This window comes from Halobellus sp. Atlit-38R (assembly GCF_003665925.1).
In the GTDB taxonomy this organism is placed as follows: domain Archaea; phylum Halobacteriota; class Halobacteria; order Halobacteriales; family Haloferacaceae; genus Haloquadratum; species Haloquadratum inordinatus.
On record NZ_QXIJ01000003.1, the window covers coordinates 13,222 to 29,399 of the forward strand.

15 protein-coding genes are annotated in these 16,178 nt (G+C 65.9%); 8 read left to right on the forward strand and 7 right to left on the reverse strand.

What is annotated here, in order from left to right; all coding sequences use genetic code 11:
- Positions 1–138 precede the first annotated feature (138 nt).
- Entirely contained in the window at positions 139–2,268 is a 2,130-nt protein-coding gene (gene purL, locus D3D02_RS04690) for a phosphoribosylformylglycinamidine synthase subunit PurL (protein ID WP_121568843.1), read from the forward strand.
- Between the two features lie 47 nt (positions 2,269–2,315).
- Here the strand turns inward: purL and D3D02_RS20845 are convergent, their stop codons facing one another.
- Positions 2,316–2,468 (reverse strand): hypothetical protein, encoded by a 153-nt coding sequence (locus D3D02_RS20845; protein ID WP_199723012.1) that lies wholly within the window; start codon positions 2,466–2,468, stop codon positions 2,316–2,318.
- 91 nt (positions 2,469–2,559) lie between these two features.
- Between D3D02_RS20845 and D3D02_RS04695 the strand changes: the two genes are divergently transcribed.
- Together D3D02_RS04695 and hisF are read left to right on the forward strand one after the other, a co-directional pair.
- Positions 2,560–4,428, forward strand: a complete 1,869-nt coding sequence (locus tag D3D02_RS04695) for an alpha-glucosidase (protein ID WP_121568844.1) — start codon at positions 2,560–2,562, stop codon at positions 4,426–4,428.
- Between the two features lie 219 nt (positions 4,429–4,647).
- Positions 4,648–5,460 carry an imidazole glycerol phosphate synthase subunit HisF gene (gene hisF, locus D3D02_RS04700; protein WP_121568845.1) on the forward strand — a complete coding sequence of 271 codons (813 nt, stop codon included), beginning with the start codon at positions 4,648–4,650 and terminating at the stop codon, positions 5,458–5,460.
- A gap of 37 nt (positions 5,461–5,497) precedes the next feature.
- Here hisF and D3D02_RS04705 read toward each other — a convergent pair whose 3' ends face one another.
- Both D3D02_RS04705 and D3D02_RS04710 read right to left on the reverse strand, forming a co-directional pair.
- Positions 5,498–5,782, reverse strand: coding sequence for a DNA-directed RNA polymerase subunit L (locus tag D3D02_RS04705; protein ID WP_121568846.1), 285 nt, complete (start codon positions 5,780–5,782; stop codon positions 5,498–5,500).
- A gap of 26 nt (positions 5,783–5,808) precedes the next feature.
- Positions 5,809–6,825: an MBL fold metallo-hydrolase gene (locus tag D3D02_RS04710; protein WP_121568847.1), complete on the reverse strand. Its 1,017-nt coding sequence runs from the start codon at positions 6,823–6,825 to the stop codon at positions 5,809–5,811.
- A gap of 119 nt (positions 6,826–6,944) precedes the next feature.
- Between D3D02_RS04710 and D3D02_RS04715 the strand changes: the two genes are divergently transcribed.
- Positions 6,945–8,048 carry a DnaJ domain-containing protein gene (locus D3D02_RS04715; protein WP_121568848.1) on the forward strand — a complete coding sequence of 368 codons (1,104 nt, stop codon included), beginning with the start codon at positions 6,945–6,947 and terminating at the stop codon, positions 8,046–8,048.
- Positions 8,049–8,447: 399 nt separating this feature from the next.
- On the opposite strand, the gene D3D02_RS04720 is transcribed toward D3D02_RS04715, so the two are convergent.
- The 3 genes from D3D02_RS04720 to D3D02_RS04730 form a co-directional block, all read right to left on the reverse strand.
- Positions 8,448–9,077: a uracil-DNA glycosylase family protein gene (locus D3D02_RS04720; protein WP_121568849.1), complete on the reverse strand. Its 630-nt coding sequence runs from the start codon at positions 9,075–9,077 to the stop codon at positions 8,448–8,450.
- Positions 9,078–9,125: 48 nt separating this feature from the next.
- On the reverse strand, positions 9,126–9,602 hold the full coding sequence (locus D3D02_RS04725; RefSeq protein ID WP_121568850.1) for a DUF5793 family protein: 477 nt from the start codon (positions 9,600–9,602) through the stop codon (positions 9,126–9,128).
- A 501-nt stretch (positions 9,603–10,103) separates the two neighbouring features.
- Positions 10,104–11,012 (reverse strand): serine/threonine-protein kinase RIO2, encoded by a 909-nt coding sequence (locus tag D3D02_RS04730; RefSeq protein WP_121568851.1) that lies wholly within the window; start codon positions 11,010–11,012, stop codon positions 10,104–10,106.
- 138 nt (positions 11,013–11,150) lie between these two features.
- Here D3D02_RS04730 and D3D02_RS04735 point away from each other — a divergent pair, with 138 nt between their 5' ends.
- From D3D02_RS04735 to D3D02_RS04750, 4 genes are all read left to right on the forward strand, one after another.
- Positions 11,151–11,978: a biotin/lipoate A/B protein ligase family protein gene (locus D3D02_RS04735; RefSeq protein WP_121568852.1), complete on the forward strand. Its 828-nt coding sequence runs from the start codon at positions 11,151–11,153 to the stop codon at positions 11,976–11,978.
- Positions 11,979–12,056: 78 nt separating this feature from the next.
- Complete coding sequence (locus tag D3D02_RS04740; protein WP_121569183.1) at positions 12,057–12,887, forward strand: deoxyribonuclease IV; 831 nt, start codon at positions 12,057–12,059, stop codon at positions 12,885–12,887.
- An 83-nt stretch (positions 12,888–12,970) separates the two neighbouring features.
- Positions 12,971–14,437 carry an endonuclease/exonuclease/phosphatase family protein gene (locus D3D02_RS04745; RefSeq protein ID WP_121568853.1) on the forward strand — a complete coding sequence of 489 codons (1,467 nt, stop codon included), beginning with the start codon at positions 12,971–12,973 and terminating at the stop codon, positions 14,435–14,437.
- Positions 14,438–14,475: 38 nt separating this feature from the next.
- A complete protein-coding gene (locus D3D02_RS04750; protein ID WP_121569184.1) occupies positions 14,476–15,306 on the forward strand; it encodes a class I SAM-dependent methyltransferase in 831 nt (276 codons plus the stop codon).
- A 25-nt stretch (positions 15,307–15,331) separates the two neighbouring features.
- Here the strand turns inward: D3D02_RS04750 and D3D02_RS04755 are convergent, their stop codons facing one another.
- Positions 15,332–15,976 (reverse strand): hypothetical protein, encoded by a 645-nt coding sequence (locus D3D02_RS04755; RefSeq protein WP_121568854.1) that lies wholly within the window; start codon positions 15,974–15,976, stop codon positions 15,332–15,334.
- Positions 15,977–16,178 lie beyond the last annotated feature (202 nt).

The following is a 16,178-nucleotide window of genomic DNA, read 5'->3' on the forward strand; positions in this document are numbered from 1 at the left end:
GAGCATAGAAACCCAGGTTAAAAAAGCGACCCGATCCACGCCTCGCGGTACGTCACCACGCCACTATCTCACGCCGACGAAATGCACGTCCGTGCATACAGAAAAGCATTAATCGCGCCTACTTGAACAGGGAAGTGAATGAGCCTGCCGGACTCTGATCGCGAACTCGTTACGGCCGAACTCGGGCGCGACCCCACCCAGACGGAGGCCGCGCTGTTCGAGAACCTCTGGAGCGAACACTGCGCGTATCGCTCGTCTCGACCCCTCCTCTCTGCGTTCTCTTCGGATGGAGAGCAGGTCGTCGTCGGTCCCGGGGACGACGCTGCCGTCGTCCGTCTGCCCGACAACGATGGCGACGCCGACGAGGAGACGTACATCACGATGGGCATCGAGAGCCACAACCACCCGTCGTACGTCGATCCGTACGACGGCGCGGCGACGGGCGTCGGCGGCATCGTCCGCGACACGCTCTCGATGGGCGCGTATCCGATCGCGCTCGCCGACAGCCTCTACTTCGGCGGCTTCGACCGCGAGCACACTCGCTACCTCCTCGACGGCGTCGTCGAGGGCATCTCCGACTACGGCAACGCGATCGGCGTGCCGACGGTCGCAGGGAGCGTGGAGTTCCACGACGACTACGAGGGCAACCCGCTTGTCAACGTCGCTTGCGTCGGACTGCTCGACGAAGAGCGCCTCGTGACCGCCGAGGCTCAGCAGCCCGGTAACAAACTCGTCCTCGTCGGCAACGCGACCGGACGCGACGGCCTCGGCGGCGCGTCCTTCGCCAGCGAAGACCTCGCCGAAGACGCCGAGACGGAGGACCGCCCTGCCGTGCAGGTGGGCGACCCCTACTCGGAGAAGCTTCTCATCGAAGCGAACGAGGATCTCATCGACGGCGACCTCGTCCAGTCGGCGCGAGACCTCGGCGCGGCCGGCCTCGGCGGCGCGTCCTCGGAACTCGTCGCCAAGGGCGGCCTCGGTGCACGGATCGAACTGGAACGCGTCCACCAGCGCGAGCCGAATATGAATCCGCTGGAGATCGTCCTCGCGGAGTCCCAAGAGCGGATGTGCTACGAGGTCCGTCCCGAGGACGTCGACGACGTCGCGGCGATAGCCGAAAAGTACGACCTCGGCTGCTCGGTCATCGGCGAGGTGGCCGAGGGCAACTACGTCTGCACGTTCGAGGGCGAGACGGTCGTCGACGTGCCCGCGGAGTTCCTCGCCGACGGCGCACCGATGAACGACCTCGACACCGTCGAACCCGAACAGCCGCAGCGCGACCGACCGGACGTCGATCTCGCGTCCGCCTTCGAGGCGGTCGTCGGCGCGCCCAACACGGCGTCGAAACGATGGGTCTACCGCCAGTACGACCACGAGGTCGGTGCGCGCACCGCGCTCCGCCCCGGCGACGACGCCGCGGTGATGGCGATCCGCGAAGCGGGGACTGGCCTCGCGATCTCCTCGGGCGCGGTCCCCGCCTGGACGGACTGCGCGCCGTACGACGGCGCTCGCGCCGTCGCTCTGGAGAACGCGACGAACCTCGCGGCGAAGGGCACAACGCCGCTGGCTGCGGTCGACTGCCTGAACGGCGGCAACCCCGAGAAACCGGACGTGTACGGCCGATTCACGGCGATCGTCGACGGCCTCGCCGACATGTGTCGGGACCTCTCGGTTCCGGTCGTCGGCGGGAACGTCTCGCTGTACAACGACTCGGTCGCGGGGCCGATTCCCCCGACGCCGACGCTCGCGATGGTCGGCGCAAAGGCGGGCTACGACGCGCCGGAAGCCGCGCTCGACGGCGCGGGGACCCTCCTCCTCGTCGGCGAGGGCAGCGACGCGCTCGGCGGGTCGGAGCTACTCGCGCAGGTCGGCGGCTCCGATCAGTTCCCGACGCTGCCCGCGAACGCCAGCGACGTCGTCGCGACGCTCGCGGACGTCGCGGACGACGACGCGACGCTCGCGGTACACGACGTGAGCAACGGTGGACTCGCAGTCACGCTCGCAGAGATGGTCACCGAAGACGTCGGCGCCGACGTCGCCGTCGACGATCTCGTCACACTCTTCGAGGAGACCCCCGGCCGCGCGGTCGTCGAGACGACCGACCCCGACGCCGTCGAGGCCGCCTTCGAGGACGTCGCGCCGGTCCGGACGCTGGGCGAGGCGACGCCGGACGGAACGCTCTCGCTTTCGGTCGGCGGTGACAACCTGGCGGTCGAGGCCGCAGAAATCGCGTCGCTTCGCGACGTGCTCGAAGCGGAACTCGACTGAGGCAGCGCGAAAACAGCGATTCTTTTCGTCGTTCGAACGCGACGCGGTTAGACGAACAGCGGGACGCCGAACACGATGGCGAGGCCGACGACGAGCACCACGAGGCCCGTCGTGACCTGGCTCATTCCGAACTCCTGCATCGGCGAAGTGACGCGCCCGTCCTCGTCTGCACCGTCGTGATGGTCGTCGTGGTCTGTCATACCTACGGTGTGGACTGTCGTCTATAAAATGCTCCCGGAATGGCCGCTCGACCGGGCGACAGTATAACTTATCGGGGCGTCTCGCGGGCGTATGGACCGCGAACAGCCCGACGAGTCGACGTCGAGATCATCGGGAACAGTGGATGGCACGCACGGCTCCGAGTCCGGTTCAGAAGGGAGTGAGGAACGAGACGAAACGGAGACGCTACCGAATGGAGAGGTTCGACGCTGGTGGAAGGAAGCAGTCGTCTATCAGATCTACCCACGGTCGTTCAACGACACGGACGGCGACGGGATCGGTGACATCCCGGGCATTATCTCGAAGGTCGAGTACCTCGACGACCTCGGCGTCGACGTCGTCTGGCTCAACCCGGTCTACGAGTCGCCGAACGCGGACAACGGCTACGACATCTCGGATTACCGCGCGATTATGGACGAGTTCGGAACGATGGCCGACTGGGAAGCGCTCCTCGCAGAACTCCACAGTTGCGACATCAGGCTCGTGATGGATCTCGTCGCGAATCACACCTCAGACGAGCACGAGTGGTTCCAGCGCTCGCGGCGATCCAAAGACAGCGAGTACCGCGAGTGGTACTTCTGGCGCGAGGGACACGACGCCGAGGCGGTGCCGTGGAGTGCCAGCGACGGGCCACCCGGGGAGGCCCCGCCGAACGACTGGCAGTCGTTCTTCGGCGGCCCCGCGTGGACTTACGACGAGGCGACCGGCGAGTGGTATCTCCACCTGTTCGACGAGAAGCAACCCGACCTCAACTGGGAGACTGAAGCAGTTCGCGAGGCAGTGTTCGAGACGATGGAGTGGTGGCTCGAGAAGGGGATCGACGGGTTCCGGATGGACGTCATCAACCTCGTCTCGAAGCCGTCGGGACTACCCTCCACAGATCCCGAACGCGGCATCGACACGGTCGATCGAGTCACACAGGGGCCACGCGTCCACGAGTACCTCCAGGAGATGCGCGAGACGGTGCTCTCGCCGGACCTTCTCACCGTCGGCGAGATGACTGGCTGGCAGATGCCAATGGAGCACGCGCGTCAGTACGTCGGCCAGGGGCCGGACCGCGACGGGCTCTCGATGCTGTTTCACTTCGAACATATGCGTCTCGGACGTGGGGAGCAGCTCTGGGAGACGCGCGAGTGGAGCCTCACCGATTTGAAGGCCGTATTCGATCGGTGGCAGTCCGGGCTCGCAGACGAGGGATGGAACGCGCTGTACTTCAGCAATCACGACCAGCCGCGGGCGGTCTCGCGGTTCGGCGACGACGGCGAGTTCCGGCGAGAATCGGCGACGCTGCTGGCGACGTTGCTCCACACGCTCCGGGGCACTCCCTACATCTACCAGGGCCAAGAGCTCGGGATGACGAACGTGCCGTTCGAGTCGCTATCGGAGTTCCGCGACGTCGAGACTCGCAATCCGGTCCGGCGAGCGATAGAACGCGGGGAAATCGAGTCTTTCGAGGCGGTTGCAGACGAGATCCGGGCGAACAGCCGAGACAACGCACGGACCCCAATGCAGTGGTCCGACGACGCCTACGCCGGGTTCACCGACGCCGACGCCGAGCCGTGGATCAAAGTGAACCCGAACTACGAGGAGATCAACGTCGCCGCACAGCGCGAGGATCCGCAGTCGGTCTGGCACTACTACCGGCGACTGATCGAACTCAGAGACGAACACGACGTGATGACGTACGGCGACTACGACCCGTTCTTGCAGGATCACGAGTCCGTCTGGGCGTACACCCGGACGCTCGGCGACGTCACGTGGTTCGGCGTGCTCAACGTCTCCGGGACAGCGACGACCGTCGAAGCGCCGATAGCGGTCACAGCAGACGCTGATCCGGACGTACTGATCGCGAACTACCCCGAGGAAGCGCGTGCCCACGAGGAGCTACCCGGCGGAACGTTGGAGTTGCGTCCGTGGGAGGCCCGCGTCTACGATCTATAGCTGCGAGTGCAGGGCGAACAGGCGACACGGGAACGTCGCGGCGCGGTGTGTCGCACATCCACGTGTCGCGCCGCGGCCGGGGTCACATCACGGCGAGGCTGGCCCCGGCATCGTATATAAACTCGGGGGCGCGTTCGCCGCCGGTTCACGACCGCGACGTCCGGACCCGCCCGTAGCCGAAACCATCAAGCGGGTGATCCGCGAACCATCCCGTAACGAATGCTCACGAAGCGGATCATCCCCTGCATCGACGTCGACCTCGACGACGACGGGAACCCGGCGGTCTACACCGGCGTCAACTTCGAGGACCTGAAGTACACGGGCGACCCCGTCGAGATGGCCAAGCGATACAACGAGGCAGGCGCCGACGAGTTCGTCTTCCTCGACATCACCGCCTCGGCGAAGGGGCGCGAGACGATGCTCGACACCGTCTCGCAGGTCGCCGACGAGGTGTTCATCCCGCTCACGGTCGGCGGCGGGATCCGCACCCGCGAGGACATCAAAGAGACGCTCCGTGCGGGCGCGGACAAGGTCTCGATCAACACGGCGGCGCTGGAGAACCCCGATCTGATCGACGAGGGCGCACGGGCCTTCGGTTCGCAGTGCATCGTCATCTCCGTCGACGCGAAGCGGCGCTTCGACGAGGGCGGCGAGCACTACGTCGAGATCGACGGCGAGTCCTGCTGGTTCGAGTGCACGGTGAAAGGCGGTCGCGAAGGCACCGGCGTCGACGTCGTCGAGTGGGCCAGCGAGGCCGAGTCCCGCGGTGCGGGCGAGTTGTTCGTCAACTCCATCGACGCCGACGGGACGAAAGACGGCTACGACATCCCGCTGACGAAGGCCGTCTGTGACACCGTCTCGACGCCCGTGATCGCCTCCTCAGGCTGTGGCGGCCCCGAAGACATGTACGAAGTGTTCACCGAGGCGGACGCCGACGCCGGCCTCGCGGCGTCGATCTTCCACTTCGACGAGTACAGCATCCAGGACGTCAAAGAGTATCTCGACGAGCGCGACGTCCCGGTGCGGCTGTAGTCCGACGTCGCCCGCGCGGGCGGTCCGTCGAGTACGATTACTGGGCGGCTTCGAACGCCGCAGAGAAGTCTTCGACCGTCGTCTGCACGTTGCGAGAGGCGTCGCCAAGCGCGTCGAGCGGATCGACGCCGGCCTCTGTCTTGATCGAGAGGATCGGTTCGGTCTGTCCGCCCGACTGCTCGGGGTTCACGTCGTAGGTCGCGGCGGCGACGCCCTCGGTCTCCAAGAGCGCGCCCTTGATCACGTTCATGAACGTGTGATCCTCGCCCGCGACCTCGATGCGGAGTTCCTCGTCCGTCTTGTCGATGACCCGCAGTTCCATACCCGCTCTTTGCCCACGGCGGCGTTTCAGTATTTCGTATTCGGGAACAGGGCCGCGACGTCGGGATCCGTCTCGACCAACCGGTATTCGGAGCCGTCGAGTTCGACGACGCCGGCGTGTTCGAGGTGATCGAGATGCGCGAACGCCTCGCCCGGGCCGTGGAGGATGTGGATGTCTTCGAGTTCGCCGAACAGGTGCGCGCTGACCGTCCAGGCGTCCGCCGGCCCGTGCTCTCGAAGTGTCTCGACGACCCGATTCGTCCGTTCGAGGTGGTGCTCGCGAATGACGCGCGCGCGTCCGGACGGGTCTTCGATCGGTTCGCGGTGGCCCGGCCACGCGTAATCGAAGTCGCGGGCGATGAGTCGATCCAGACTGTCGATGTAGTGTTCGAGCGGGCGGTCCAATCGGAGGTCCGCGCCGCCGACGTTCGGCGTGTACTGGGGGAGGATCGCATCGCCGACGAACGCCTCCGAACGTGGCTCTGAGACCGGACCCGAGCCGTCGTCCGCGTCTCGCTCGAACGTGAACGCGATCTGTCCTGCGGCGTGTCCGGGGAGGTGGAACACGGTCAGTTCCCCGTCACCGGCGGCGACCTGGTCACCGTCCGCGAGCGGTTCGATGTCGGCTGGATCGCCCGCCACATCCTCGAAGGCTGACTGGACCGCGACGAGTTCCTCCCGCTTGTCTTTCGGGATTCCCCACTGCGTGAATCGCTCCTCGCGGAGCGCCCGCAGTTCGGCGAGCGCGTCGTCGTCGCCCGCGATCAGCGGGAGATCGGCTTCGTGAGCGAAGACTGTCGCACCGGACTCCGCTTGCAGTTCGCCCGCGAGGCCGGTGTGATCGGAGTGCCAGTGCGTGAGGAGAATCCGGTCGAGATCGGAGACCGACACGTCTGCAGCCGAGAGCCCGTCGAGGAGATCCGCGCGGACGTTCGCAGTCGACGCACCGACGTCGACCAGCGTGGTTACGTCTCCATCGAGCAGATAGGCGTTGTTCTCTCCCTCGAAGACGGTGTTGCCGAGCGAGATTCGGGTGACGTCCATACCCTCAGGCACCGTGCGGACGACAATGAGGGTTACCATACCACGGGTACGACGACGGCAGTCGGCTCCGACGCGTCGGTACATTCAATTCGATCGGTGTCAAACGGCGCGATCAGGGGATGGAGGACTTCTACGATCTGCTGGAGGTGTCCGAAGACGCCTCGACCGACGAGATCGATCGCGCGTGGCGACAGAAAGTTCGGACGTACCACCCGGACGTCAACGACGACACGCGGGCGAACGCGCAGTTCAAGACGCTCAAGACGGCCCACGAGGTGCTCTCAGACGAGACCAAACGAGCGGCCTACGACCGGATGGGACACGCGAAGTACGTCCGAAAACGGCTCGACGGCCTCCCGACGAAGATGGGGCCCGGGTCGGCTGGCGGGCAGCGGAGCGGCCGCGCGACCGGCACGTCGGAGAACACAGCCAGCACTGACAGGACCGCACAGTCCGACACGCAGCGTTCGTCGTCCACGAGTACGAGTCGGAGCACGAGTGGGTCGAGCCGGTTCGGCCGGAAGCGGCGGGCAAACCGTGACAGCGGGCCGGAGACTGGCAATCGCACGACCCGAACGTCGACAGCCAGCGGGAATCGCTCGACTGCGTCGCGATCGCAGTCGACGACGTCCCGATCGACCGGTGGAGGGCAGTCGTCGGCGACGACCGGGCGCAGTGGATCTCGTACCACGAGCAGTGCCAGCGAGTCGACGAGGGCGACCGCGGACGCGACGACGTCGGCGGGGGATGCGTCGCGGAGTTTCGGAAGCCCGTTGCTGTACGGGTGGTTCGGCGTGTTGTGTGCCGCAGTGCTCTACCTCGTGGGATTGTGGCAGTATGTCGATGCGAACGCGGCGGCGGTCGCGGACTTCCGCTCGGCAGTCACAGCGGATCCGATCGGGGCGCTGACCACGGCCCAGACACTTACCGCGCCGGGCACGTTCGTGCTCAGCACGGCGACAGTCGACGTGCCACTCACGCTGCTCCTCCCGGTGGGTGTCGGCGCACTGGCGCTCGTGCTTACGGCGGTCGTGCTCTCGTTCGGACACGGGACGGCGTATCTCTATCTGCTCGGGAGTCTCGCACCGCTGGCCGGTCTCGGCGTCGGCCCCGTCGTCACCGTTCCGGACGGTGCCGTGATCGCCTTATTGGTCATCTTCCCCATCGGCGCGAGCGTCGTCTTTCTCGCCGACGTCGGCCGAGTGCTGTTTGCCGGACAATAGCGCCGCTGGCAGGGTTCTGTGCCGGAAAGGAAGCGGGGCCGCATCGGGCGGACCCCTGACTGACCAAGCCACTGCGAAGAGCACCAGTCTCGCAGGTCCTTACGTGACGCGCCCGGTATCAACCACGCGCGTCGAGAGACTGTTGAACGCTTGCATTCAAAAATCACCCGGATGGTGCCAATATCCACCGCCCGAACACGGATGAGCAGACATACATATGGAAATATTCGAATTTGGTTCTGGAAAGCTTAAATATGTATTCTCGCGTGAGCCATCGCCGTATGATTCGAGACTATCCGGATAAATTATTGAAAATTCTAACAGACTTGGGATCCGGGATTCTGACGAGAGCAGCGTGATCTGGGATTCGAGACGGCTGTGTCGCGGTCGGCACCGACGTCAGCGGACCAGATACGGGTCGTTGCCCGCGCTGAACCGGCCGAGATCGGCCTCCCGACGGAAGTCCGTCGAGCGGAGCGTATCGAGCGCTTCGACGAGTCGGCCGTGATGGGTGTCGTCCCACTCGGCGGGGTCTTTGATCGGGAGCACGAGGAAGCCGCTGCCGCGCAGTTCGGTCCCGTGGAGGTCTTCCATCTCGATGTCAGTCTTCCACGCCTGCGCGGTGTACGTTTCGAGGACGTGTGCGGTCGCGCGCGCGCCGACCGGGAGGAGGACGTGCGCCGCGATCGCGCGCAGTTCGGCGTCGAAGAAGCGTTCTAGATCGTCGTACGACGACGGTGTCGGGTCCCCGTCGTCGGGCGCACACATGTGCAGGTACGAAAAGTACGTCTTCGTCGGCTCCGGTTCGGCGCCCGTCGTGGTTAACAGTCCGGCATCGGCCAGCGCGGCCTGCAGTCGGCGGCCCGCGTCGTTAGTGAACGGAACGCCGGTGTCGAGACCGCCGTGAACGCCGGGGTGGTCGCCGACGACGTGGAAATCCGCGTTGGCGTCGCCGTACCCAGGGACGAAGCGCTCACAGGGGGGTCGCATATCGAAGGGGTTGCTCGTTCTGTCGGTGACGTTCTCCACGGTGGATCAGATAGCAGCGAGTCCGTTAAAATGGAACCGATTCGGCGTCTAGAGTTCGACGCCGGACGGGATCAGACTGTGAGACCTGAGGAGATTCCCGTCGGCGTCGTAGACGAGGAACGTCTGTTTCTCGTAGACGACGACGTTCTCGCCGTCGATGCTCACCTCGACTCGATATCGCCCGTCCTCGGAGTCGGCCGTGTCGCGGCCGTACTCGCGAGCGGCGCGGATGAACGTGAGAACGTCGTCCGCCGACTCGTTGAGTTCGAGGACGAAGTCGCCCGTAATTCGGTTTGTCACGCTGACGACGCCAGCAGCACCTGGCTCGTCGAGCGGATCTTGCAGCCGAAACGCAACGTCCGTTTCGCTGGCGTCGAGATACGTACCGTCCGGATCGGAGAGCCGTCGCTCTAGTACGTCTTTCGGCCCGTGAAACGCGATGCGGACCAGCGGCTTCTTGGGGTCACCACCGTTCTCGACCCAGTCGATGTTTTCCACGTCCAACTCGAAGTAGTCCCGCCTCATTCCCTACATTCCGGTTAGTCGTCATCGTGTATGAACGTAACGCCCGCGTCAGACGTGGCGCCTATGTCGGACGGCGATCGGCCGGAAAGAGGAAACCTCGGGCCGAGTGTGCTGGACGTTTTGGATGTACTCTCGTTTCGCTAGTGGCGTCGAGGTCGGTGGCAGTAACTCGAGGCGCAGTCGTCGTATGATCGTCCGCCGTCGAGATTACATCACAGCCCTATAGTAGCATTTGCAAGTGATTGCACATCCGATCGCACGACAGCGTACGATCCGATGAGTGAAGGCTTGCAAATGCGACTATGGCTACTGGCCGAAACGATGCCGCCTACCGATACCGACGCTGCACTGGGAATACGAAAGGCACGGAGGCACGGAGAGGCACAAAGCGAGCGAAACCACTCGGCAGTCCGGTTTCGTATCGCAGCATCTCATTTATCGAGGCGGACGTAGAAGGGCCGGTTCAGCGACCAAAGTAGACCAGATCAGGAGGAAGAGTAGTTATACAGTGTAATCTCGGACTGTTTGGAAGTCGTCGGCAGCGACGGCGTCCCCGAGTGCGTCGGCGTCGAGGTCGGGAACGTGGCCGGGATACTTGCGGTTGAAATACGAGAGGAGGTTGTCGATGTCGCGGTCGAGGAGTTCCCGCGCGTTCTCGTGATCCGTCGGCACGGCCTGCGGCCAGTCGAAGATCGTAACGCCCGATTCGCTGACGGCGACGTTGTACTCGCTCATATCGGCGTGGACGTATCCGGTCTCGTACGCGGCGGCGACCTCCCGGAGAATCAGGTCCAAGACGCCGACGACCTGGTCGTCTGCGAGCTTCGCTCGGTCGAGTTCGACGCCCTCCAGTTTCGCCATCACGATGGCGTGACGGTTCTGGTCGATCGGACGTGGGACCGAAACCTCGGGAAAGAGCGTCTCCAGCGCCTCGTACTCGCGCTCTGAAGCTTTTCGAGCCGTGTAGAGCCACGATACGTGTTGGTTGTCCGATGTGTAGTCGCGCTCGCGCATCACCTCGCGGAAGTTGGTGTAGCCCTCCCGGTGGAACTTCAGCGCCATCGGTTTGTACGACTGGACTTCGAGGACGTCGCTCTCCTTGCCGACCCCGAGAGGTGCGCCGACACCTTCGACGGTGCCGCGCTTGGAGAACGTCCGTAGCGCGAGTGCGTCGTACCCTTCGGCAGTGAGCGTGTAGCCCTCGTATTGGATCGTCTTCCGCTCGATCAGCCCGCGGCTCGCACATCTATCCAGACGATACTCGACTTCCTCGGGCGTGAGGTTCGAGAGGTCGGGGAGTTTCTCGCGGTTCACCCACTCCGAAAAGCGCATCCCCTGCTCGACGCCGGAGAGAAGATAGAAGTCCTCGGGTTCGAGTTCGGCCATCACGCCGGCGACGTTCCGCACCATACCGAACGGAGGGTAGCGACGCGTAAAAGACTCGCGAGTCTGTATAGCGGCTAATATACGAAATATTGCTATACAAAATCCGATTTTCGACTGACCTCTGACGAAACCGCTTTCAGCGACCGGGCGTAGCCTCCGGGTATGACCGAGGACACGGCCGGGCCGCTCGCCGACCGGGAGTGGCGGTTCATCCGCGAGGAGGCGCGCGACGGGCCGATGCAAATGGCGCTCGACGAGGTAGCCGCAGAGACGGCCGCCGACGGCGGGCCGCGAACGGTCAGGGTCTACCGGTGGGACCCGAGCACGCTCTCGCTCGGCTACGGCCAAGACCCCGACACCGTCGACTGGGAGCACTGCGCCGACGGAGGCATCTCAGTCACCCGCCGGCAGACCGGCGGCGGAGGAATCTACCACGACGTCGACGGCGACGTCTCGTACTCGATCGTCGCGCCGAAGGCCGAACTCCCGGGAGATCTGATGGACGCCTATCACTTGCTCTGTGAACCGATCCTCGAGGCGTTCGACCGTCTCGGCGTCGACGCCGACTACGTCTCCGATCCGATGCCCGAGATCTGGTCGCCCGCGTGTTACCTCCGCGAACTGCACCCCGCCCACGACATCGTCGCCGACGGGCGGAAGATCAGCGGCAACGCGCAGTACCGCCGCCGCGACGCCGTCGTCCAGCACGGTTCGCTCACGTACTCGGCCCGCGCCGCCGAGCACCTCGACGTCTTCGACGGCCACGACGTCGACCCCGAGCGGTTCCGGGAGCGCGTCGTCGGCGTCGACGAACTGGCCGACGCTTCGCGGGGCGAAATGGTCGCCGCCGTCGAAGCGGCGCTCACGACGTGGACCGACGCCACGGATGGCGAGTGGACCGATGCAGAGCTCGAACGCGCGCGGGAGCGCGCGGACGAGAAGTACGCGAGCGACGAGTGGGTCCGCCGGCGGCCGGACGACCGCTCTTGAACGGTCGGCACTATGGAAGAACCGACAGCCGCGGTGCGACCCGAAGTCGCTTTACTCCCGGCCGACCAGCGATCGAGTATGCGAGTTGGCGCACACGAGTCGATCGCCGGCGGCGTCGCGAACGCCGTTGATCGACAGCTCGACGACGGTGGTAACTGCGGACAGATCTTCACGCACTCTCCACAGGTCTGGCAGGATCCGAACATCGACGACGACGACGCCGCGGCGTTCCGCGAATCGTCGGTCGAGAACGACGTCGGCCCCTGGGTCATCCACTCGTCGTATCTCGTCAACCTCTGTACGCCTAAAGACGACCTCCGCGCGAAATCGATCGACTCGATGCAGCAGGAGGTCGACGCCGCCGCGAAACTCGACATTCCCTACGTGAACGTCCACCTGGGCGCACACACCGGCGCTGGCGAACAGCAGGGCCTCGACAACGCCGTCTCGGCGCTCGACGAACTCGACGTACCTGACGGTGTCACCGTCCTCGTCGAGTCCGACGCCGGGTCGGGGACGAAGATGGGCGACGAGTTCGAACACCTCGGTTACGTCCTCGACGAGAGCACACAAGACCTCGAAATCTGTCTCGACACCGCCCACGCCTTCGCCGCGGGCTACGATCTCTCGACCTCCGGCGGCGTCGACGAGACGCTCGAAGAACTGGACGCCGAGGTCGGGGTGGAGAACCTCGCGTGCGTCCACCTGAACGACTCAAAGCACGAGTGCGGGACCAACAAAGACGAACACGCCCACATCGGCGAGGGCCTGATCGGCGAGGACGGAATGTCCGCGTTCGTCAACCACGACGCGATTCTCGACGTGCCACTCGTCTTGGAGACGCCGAACGAGGACGGGAAGGGCTTCGCCTGGAACATCGAACGGGTCCGCGACCTCCGAGCGGAGTAGCGGCCGGCATCGCCAGCGGCCGGCACCGCTCGGGCTCGCTGAACGAACGTTCTTCAGGCGATACGCCCAACGTTCGACTATCCGTGGACGACACCGACTGCTCTGCAACCGCGACCGACACCCCGTGGAGTCGCCGACGGCTACTCCGCGTCGGGGGCGGGTCGTTGGCTGCCACGACGCTTCTGGCGAGTGGCGCCGCCGAACGAAGCGGCGCGACCGCCAGCCCTGACGCCGAATCCGGAGCTACCGGCGCGGGAGCGGTAGCCAGCGACGGTGGCCTCTCCGTCTCCGTCGCGACGCAGAATCTCGGCCTCGGAGCGGACTTTCTGTCGATCGCGCGCGACAGCGACGAGGCGACCGTCCCCGAGCGCGTCGGGGCGCTCTACACAGACGTGCGAGAGAGCAGGCCCCGCGAACGGATGGTGGCCATCGCCCAGGGACTCACACAGCGGCGACCGGCGATCGTCGGCGTACAGGAGGCGGCGATCGTCCGCCGGGGTCCCCGGACGGGCAACGACCCCGAATCGCCCGATTCCGACGGCATCGTCTTCGACTTCCTCGACGCGCTCCGCGCGGCGTTGCGCGCTCGCGAGACGCCGTACCGCCCGGTCGCAGTCGCGACGAACGCCGATCTCGAATTCCCGGGCCGCGTCGACGGCGAGACGATCGACGTTCGGCTGACCGACCGGGACGCGATTCTCGTCCGCGAAGACGCCGACGTGACCGTCCAGGACACGTCGACTGCGACGTTCGACGCATCGCTCACGCTCCCGCTCAGCGCCGAGCAGTCCGTCGAGGTCGAACGCGGGTACGCCCGGGCCGACCTGCGCGTCGCGGGCGAACCGCTCTCGGTCCTGAACACGCACCTCGAATCGGCGCTCGAAAGCGTCCGGACCGCACAGGCCACCGAGTTCGCGTCCGCGGTCGATGGCGGATCCGCACCGCTCGTCGCCCTCGGCGACTTCAACGACGGTCCAGACGGCGAGGGCGACGCGTACGGGATCCTGACGGAGTCGCTCTCAGACGTCGCAGTCGAAGGAACGAGCGCCACCGACGACACGGCGGCCGACGAAAACACGACGGCGACATCGGACGCGCGGATCGGCGGGACGTGCTGTCGGCCGTCGTCGCTGCGGCCGCCGGACGAGGACGGGCTGACGCGACGGATCGATCACGTGTTCGTCGATGGCATCCGCGCGAGTCACGTGAGCCGGTTCGGTGTGGAAGCCGTCGACGTCGACGGTGCGGCGAGACGATGGCCGTCGGATCACGCGGGCGTGCTCGCGGCGCTGACGACGGCGCCGACGCCGACCGCGACGGAGGACGCGACGGCGACTGTCGAGGGGACTGTCGCGAACGGATCGGCCACGTCTGAATCGGCGTCGACGTCGCAACCCGCCGAATCGACCGCGCAGCCGGCGGAGGCCGGGGGTGACACAGCCCCGAGTACGTCGGCCGAGAACCCCGGATTCGGCGTCGTCGCCGCCCTCTCGGCGCTCGTCGGTGGGGCGGCCGGAGCGGCGCTGCTCGACCGGCGGCGCGACGCGTGACCGACTCGCTTTTTAGCGCGCCACCGGAACGGACGCCCGTGCGGAAGTTCTCGCCGGAGTACCTGCGTCGGACGCGCGACGGGATGTGGGAGCAGTCCCGCGAGGCGTTAGAGCCGCTCTCGCTCGCGGACCGCGAACGGATTCTCGACGCGGGCAGCGGTACGGGCGAACTCGCCCGCGTTCTCGACGAGGAGTCGCCGGGGCGCGTCGTCTGTCTCGACGCCGACCCCGACCTCCTGGCGGTGGCGCGCGAACAGACCGGCCTCGACGTCGTCGCCGGCGACGCGACGCGGCCGCCGTTCCGATCCGACTCCTTCGACCTGGTCGTCTGCCAGGCGCTGTTGGTCAATCTCCCCGAGCCGGTCGCCGCGCTGCGGGCCTTCGCCGACTGCTCGACCGAACTGGTCGCTGCTGTCGAACCCGACAACGCCGACGTCGGCGTCGACTCCACCGTCGCTGCAGAGGTCGAACTGGAACGAAGCGTCCGCGAGGCGTACATCGAGGGCGTCGAGACGGACGTCGCGATGGGCGACCGGCTGGTCTCGCTGTTTCGCGACGCCGGACTCGAAGCGGTGCAGACGCGACGCTACTACCATCGGAAACTGATCGAACCGCCGTACGACGAGACGGAACTTACGGCGGCCGCGCGGAAAGCCAGCGGCGCGGCCCTGACAGAACACGAGACGGAACTCCGACGGACACTCTCGCCCGCGGAGTACGACACGCTCAGACGCGAGTGGCGCGAGATGGGACGCGAGGTCGTCGAGGCGATGCGCGAAGAGCGGTATCGGCGCGCCGAAGTGGTCCCGTTCGACGTCGTCGTCGGACGCGTGAGCGGAACGCGGATGAGCGTGGCCGAAGGCGGCTAAATCCGAATCGACACGGGAGTCGGCGTCAGACGACGTCGCCGCGGACAGTCCGGCCCGTCTGCGACGCCCGGTAGTCCTTCACAGCGTCGGCGGCCTCGGCGGCCGTCCCCTCGTCGAGGCCGAGCATCGACAGCGACGCTTCGAGCGTCGGGAAGACCAACTCGCCGCCGCGGAGCTTTTCGAGCGCCGACTCCGAGCGCTGGCCCTCGGCGTACAGACAGACGCCGCGCGGGTCGAGGATCTGCTCGTAGGCGTCGCGAGCGAGTGCGCCCTTCAACCGCTGCTGGACGTTGTCCTCGAAGGAGGCGTTGCACACTTCCAGGTGGATCGGCTCGTCGTCGGGCACGAGCTGCGCCGCGAGACACTTCTCGGGGGCGGCGTGGCCGCTGGCGTTCGTGCGGAGGAGCTCCGGATTCGCTTCGGCCCACGCCGCGGAGACGCTCCGGCCGACGCCTTTCACGCCGTGGGTGGCCTCGAACTCCGCGGCGGCGTCGGCGTCACCCCGGAGGATGAGGTCTTTCGTCAGGTAGATATCCAGGCGTTCGACGGGGTCGAGACCGAGCGCGACGTCGCCGTAGACCCACACCTCGCGCACGGGGACCGGCATCTGCTCGGACTCGACCGCGTCGAGGACGGCTTCGACCCGTTCTAACGCACTCGCGCGTTCCATACCGCGCTATCGGGAGTCGGGGGCCGAATGTGTTTCGACGACGGACGTGGCGTGCGGGTGTGGAGCGTTGGCGTGGCGCTGTCGGTATCCAGTACCCGTTCGGCCGTCAAAGTCCGTCAAACGGGTGACATAAGTCGCCTCGGCACTGCGGTTTCGGAGGAATTTTGAGTGGGGTGTGCTTACGTCACAGTGGCACCTCTGG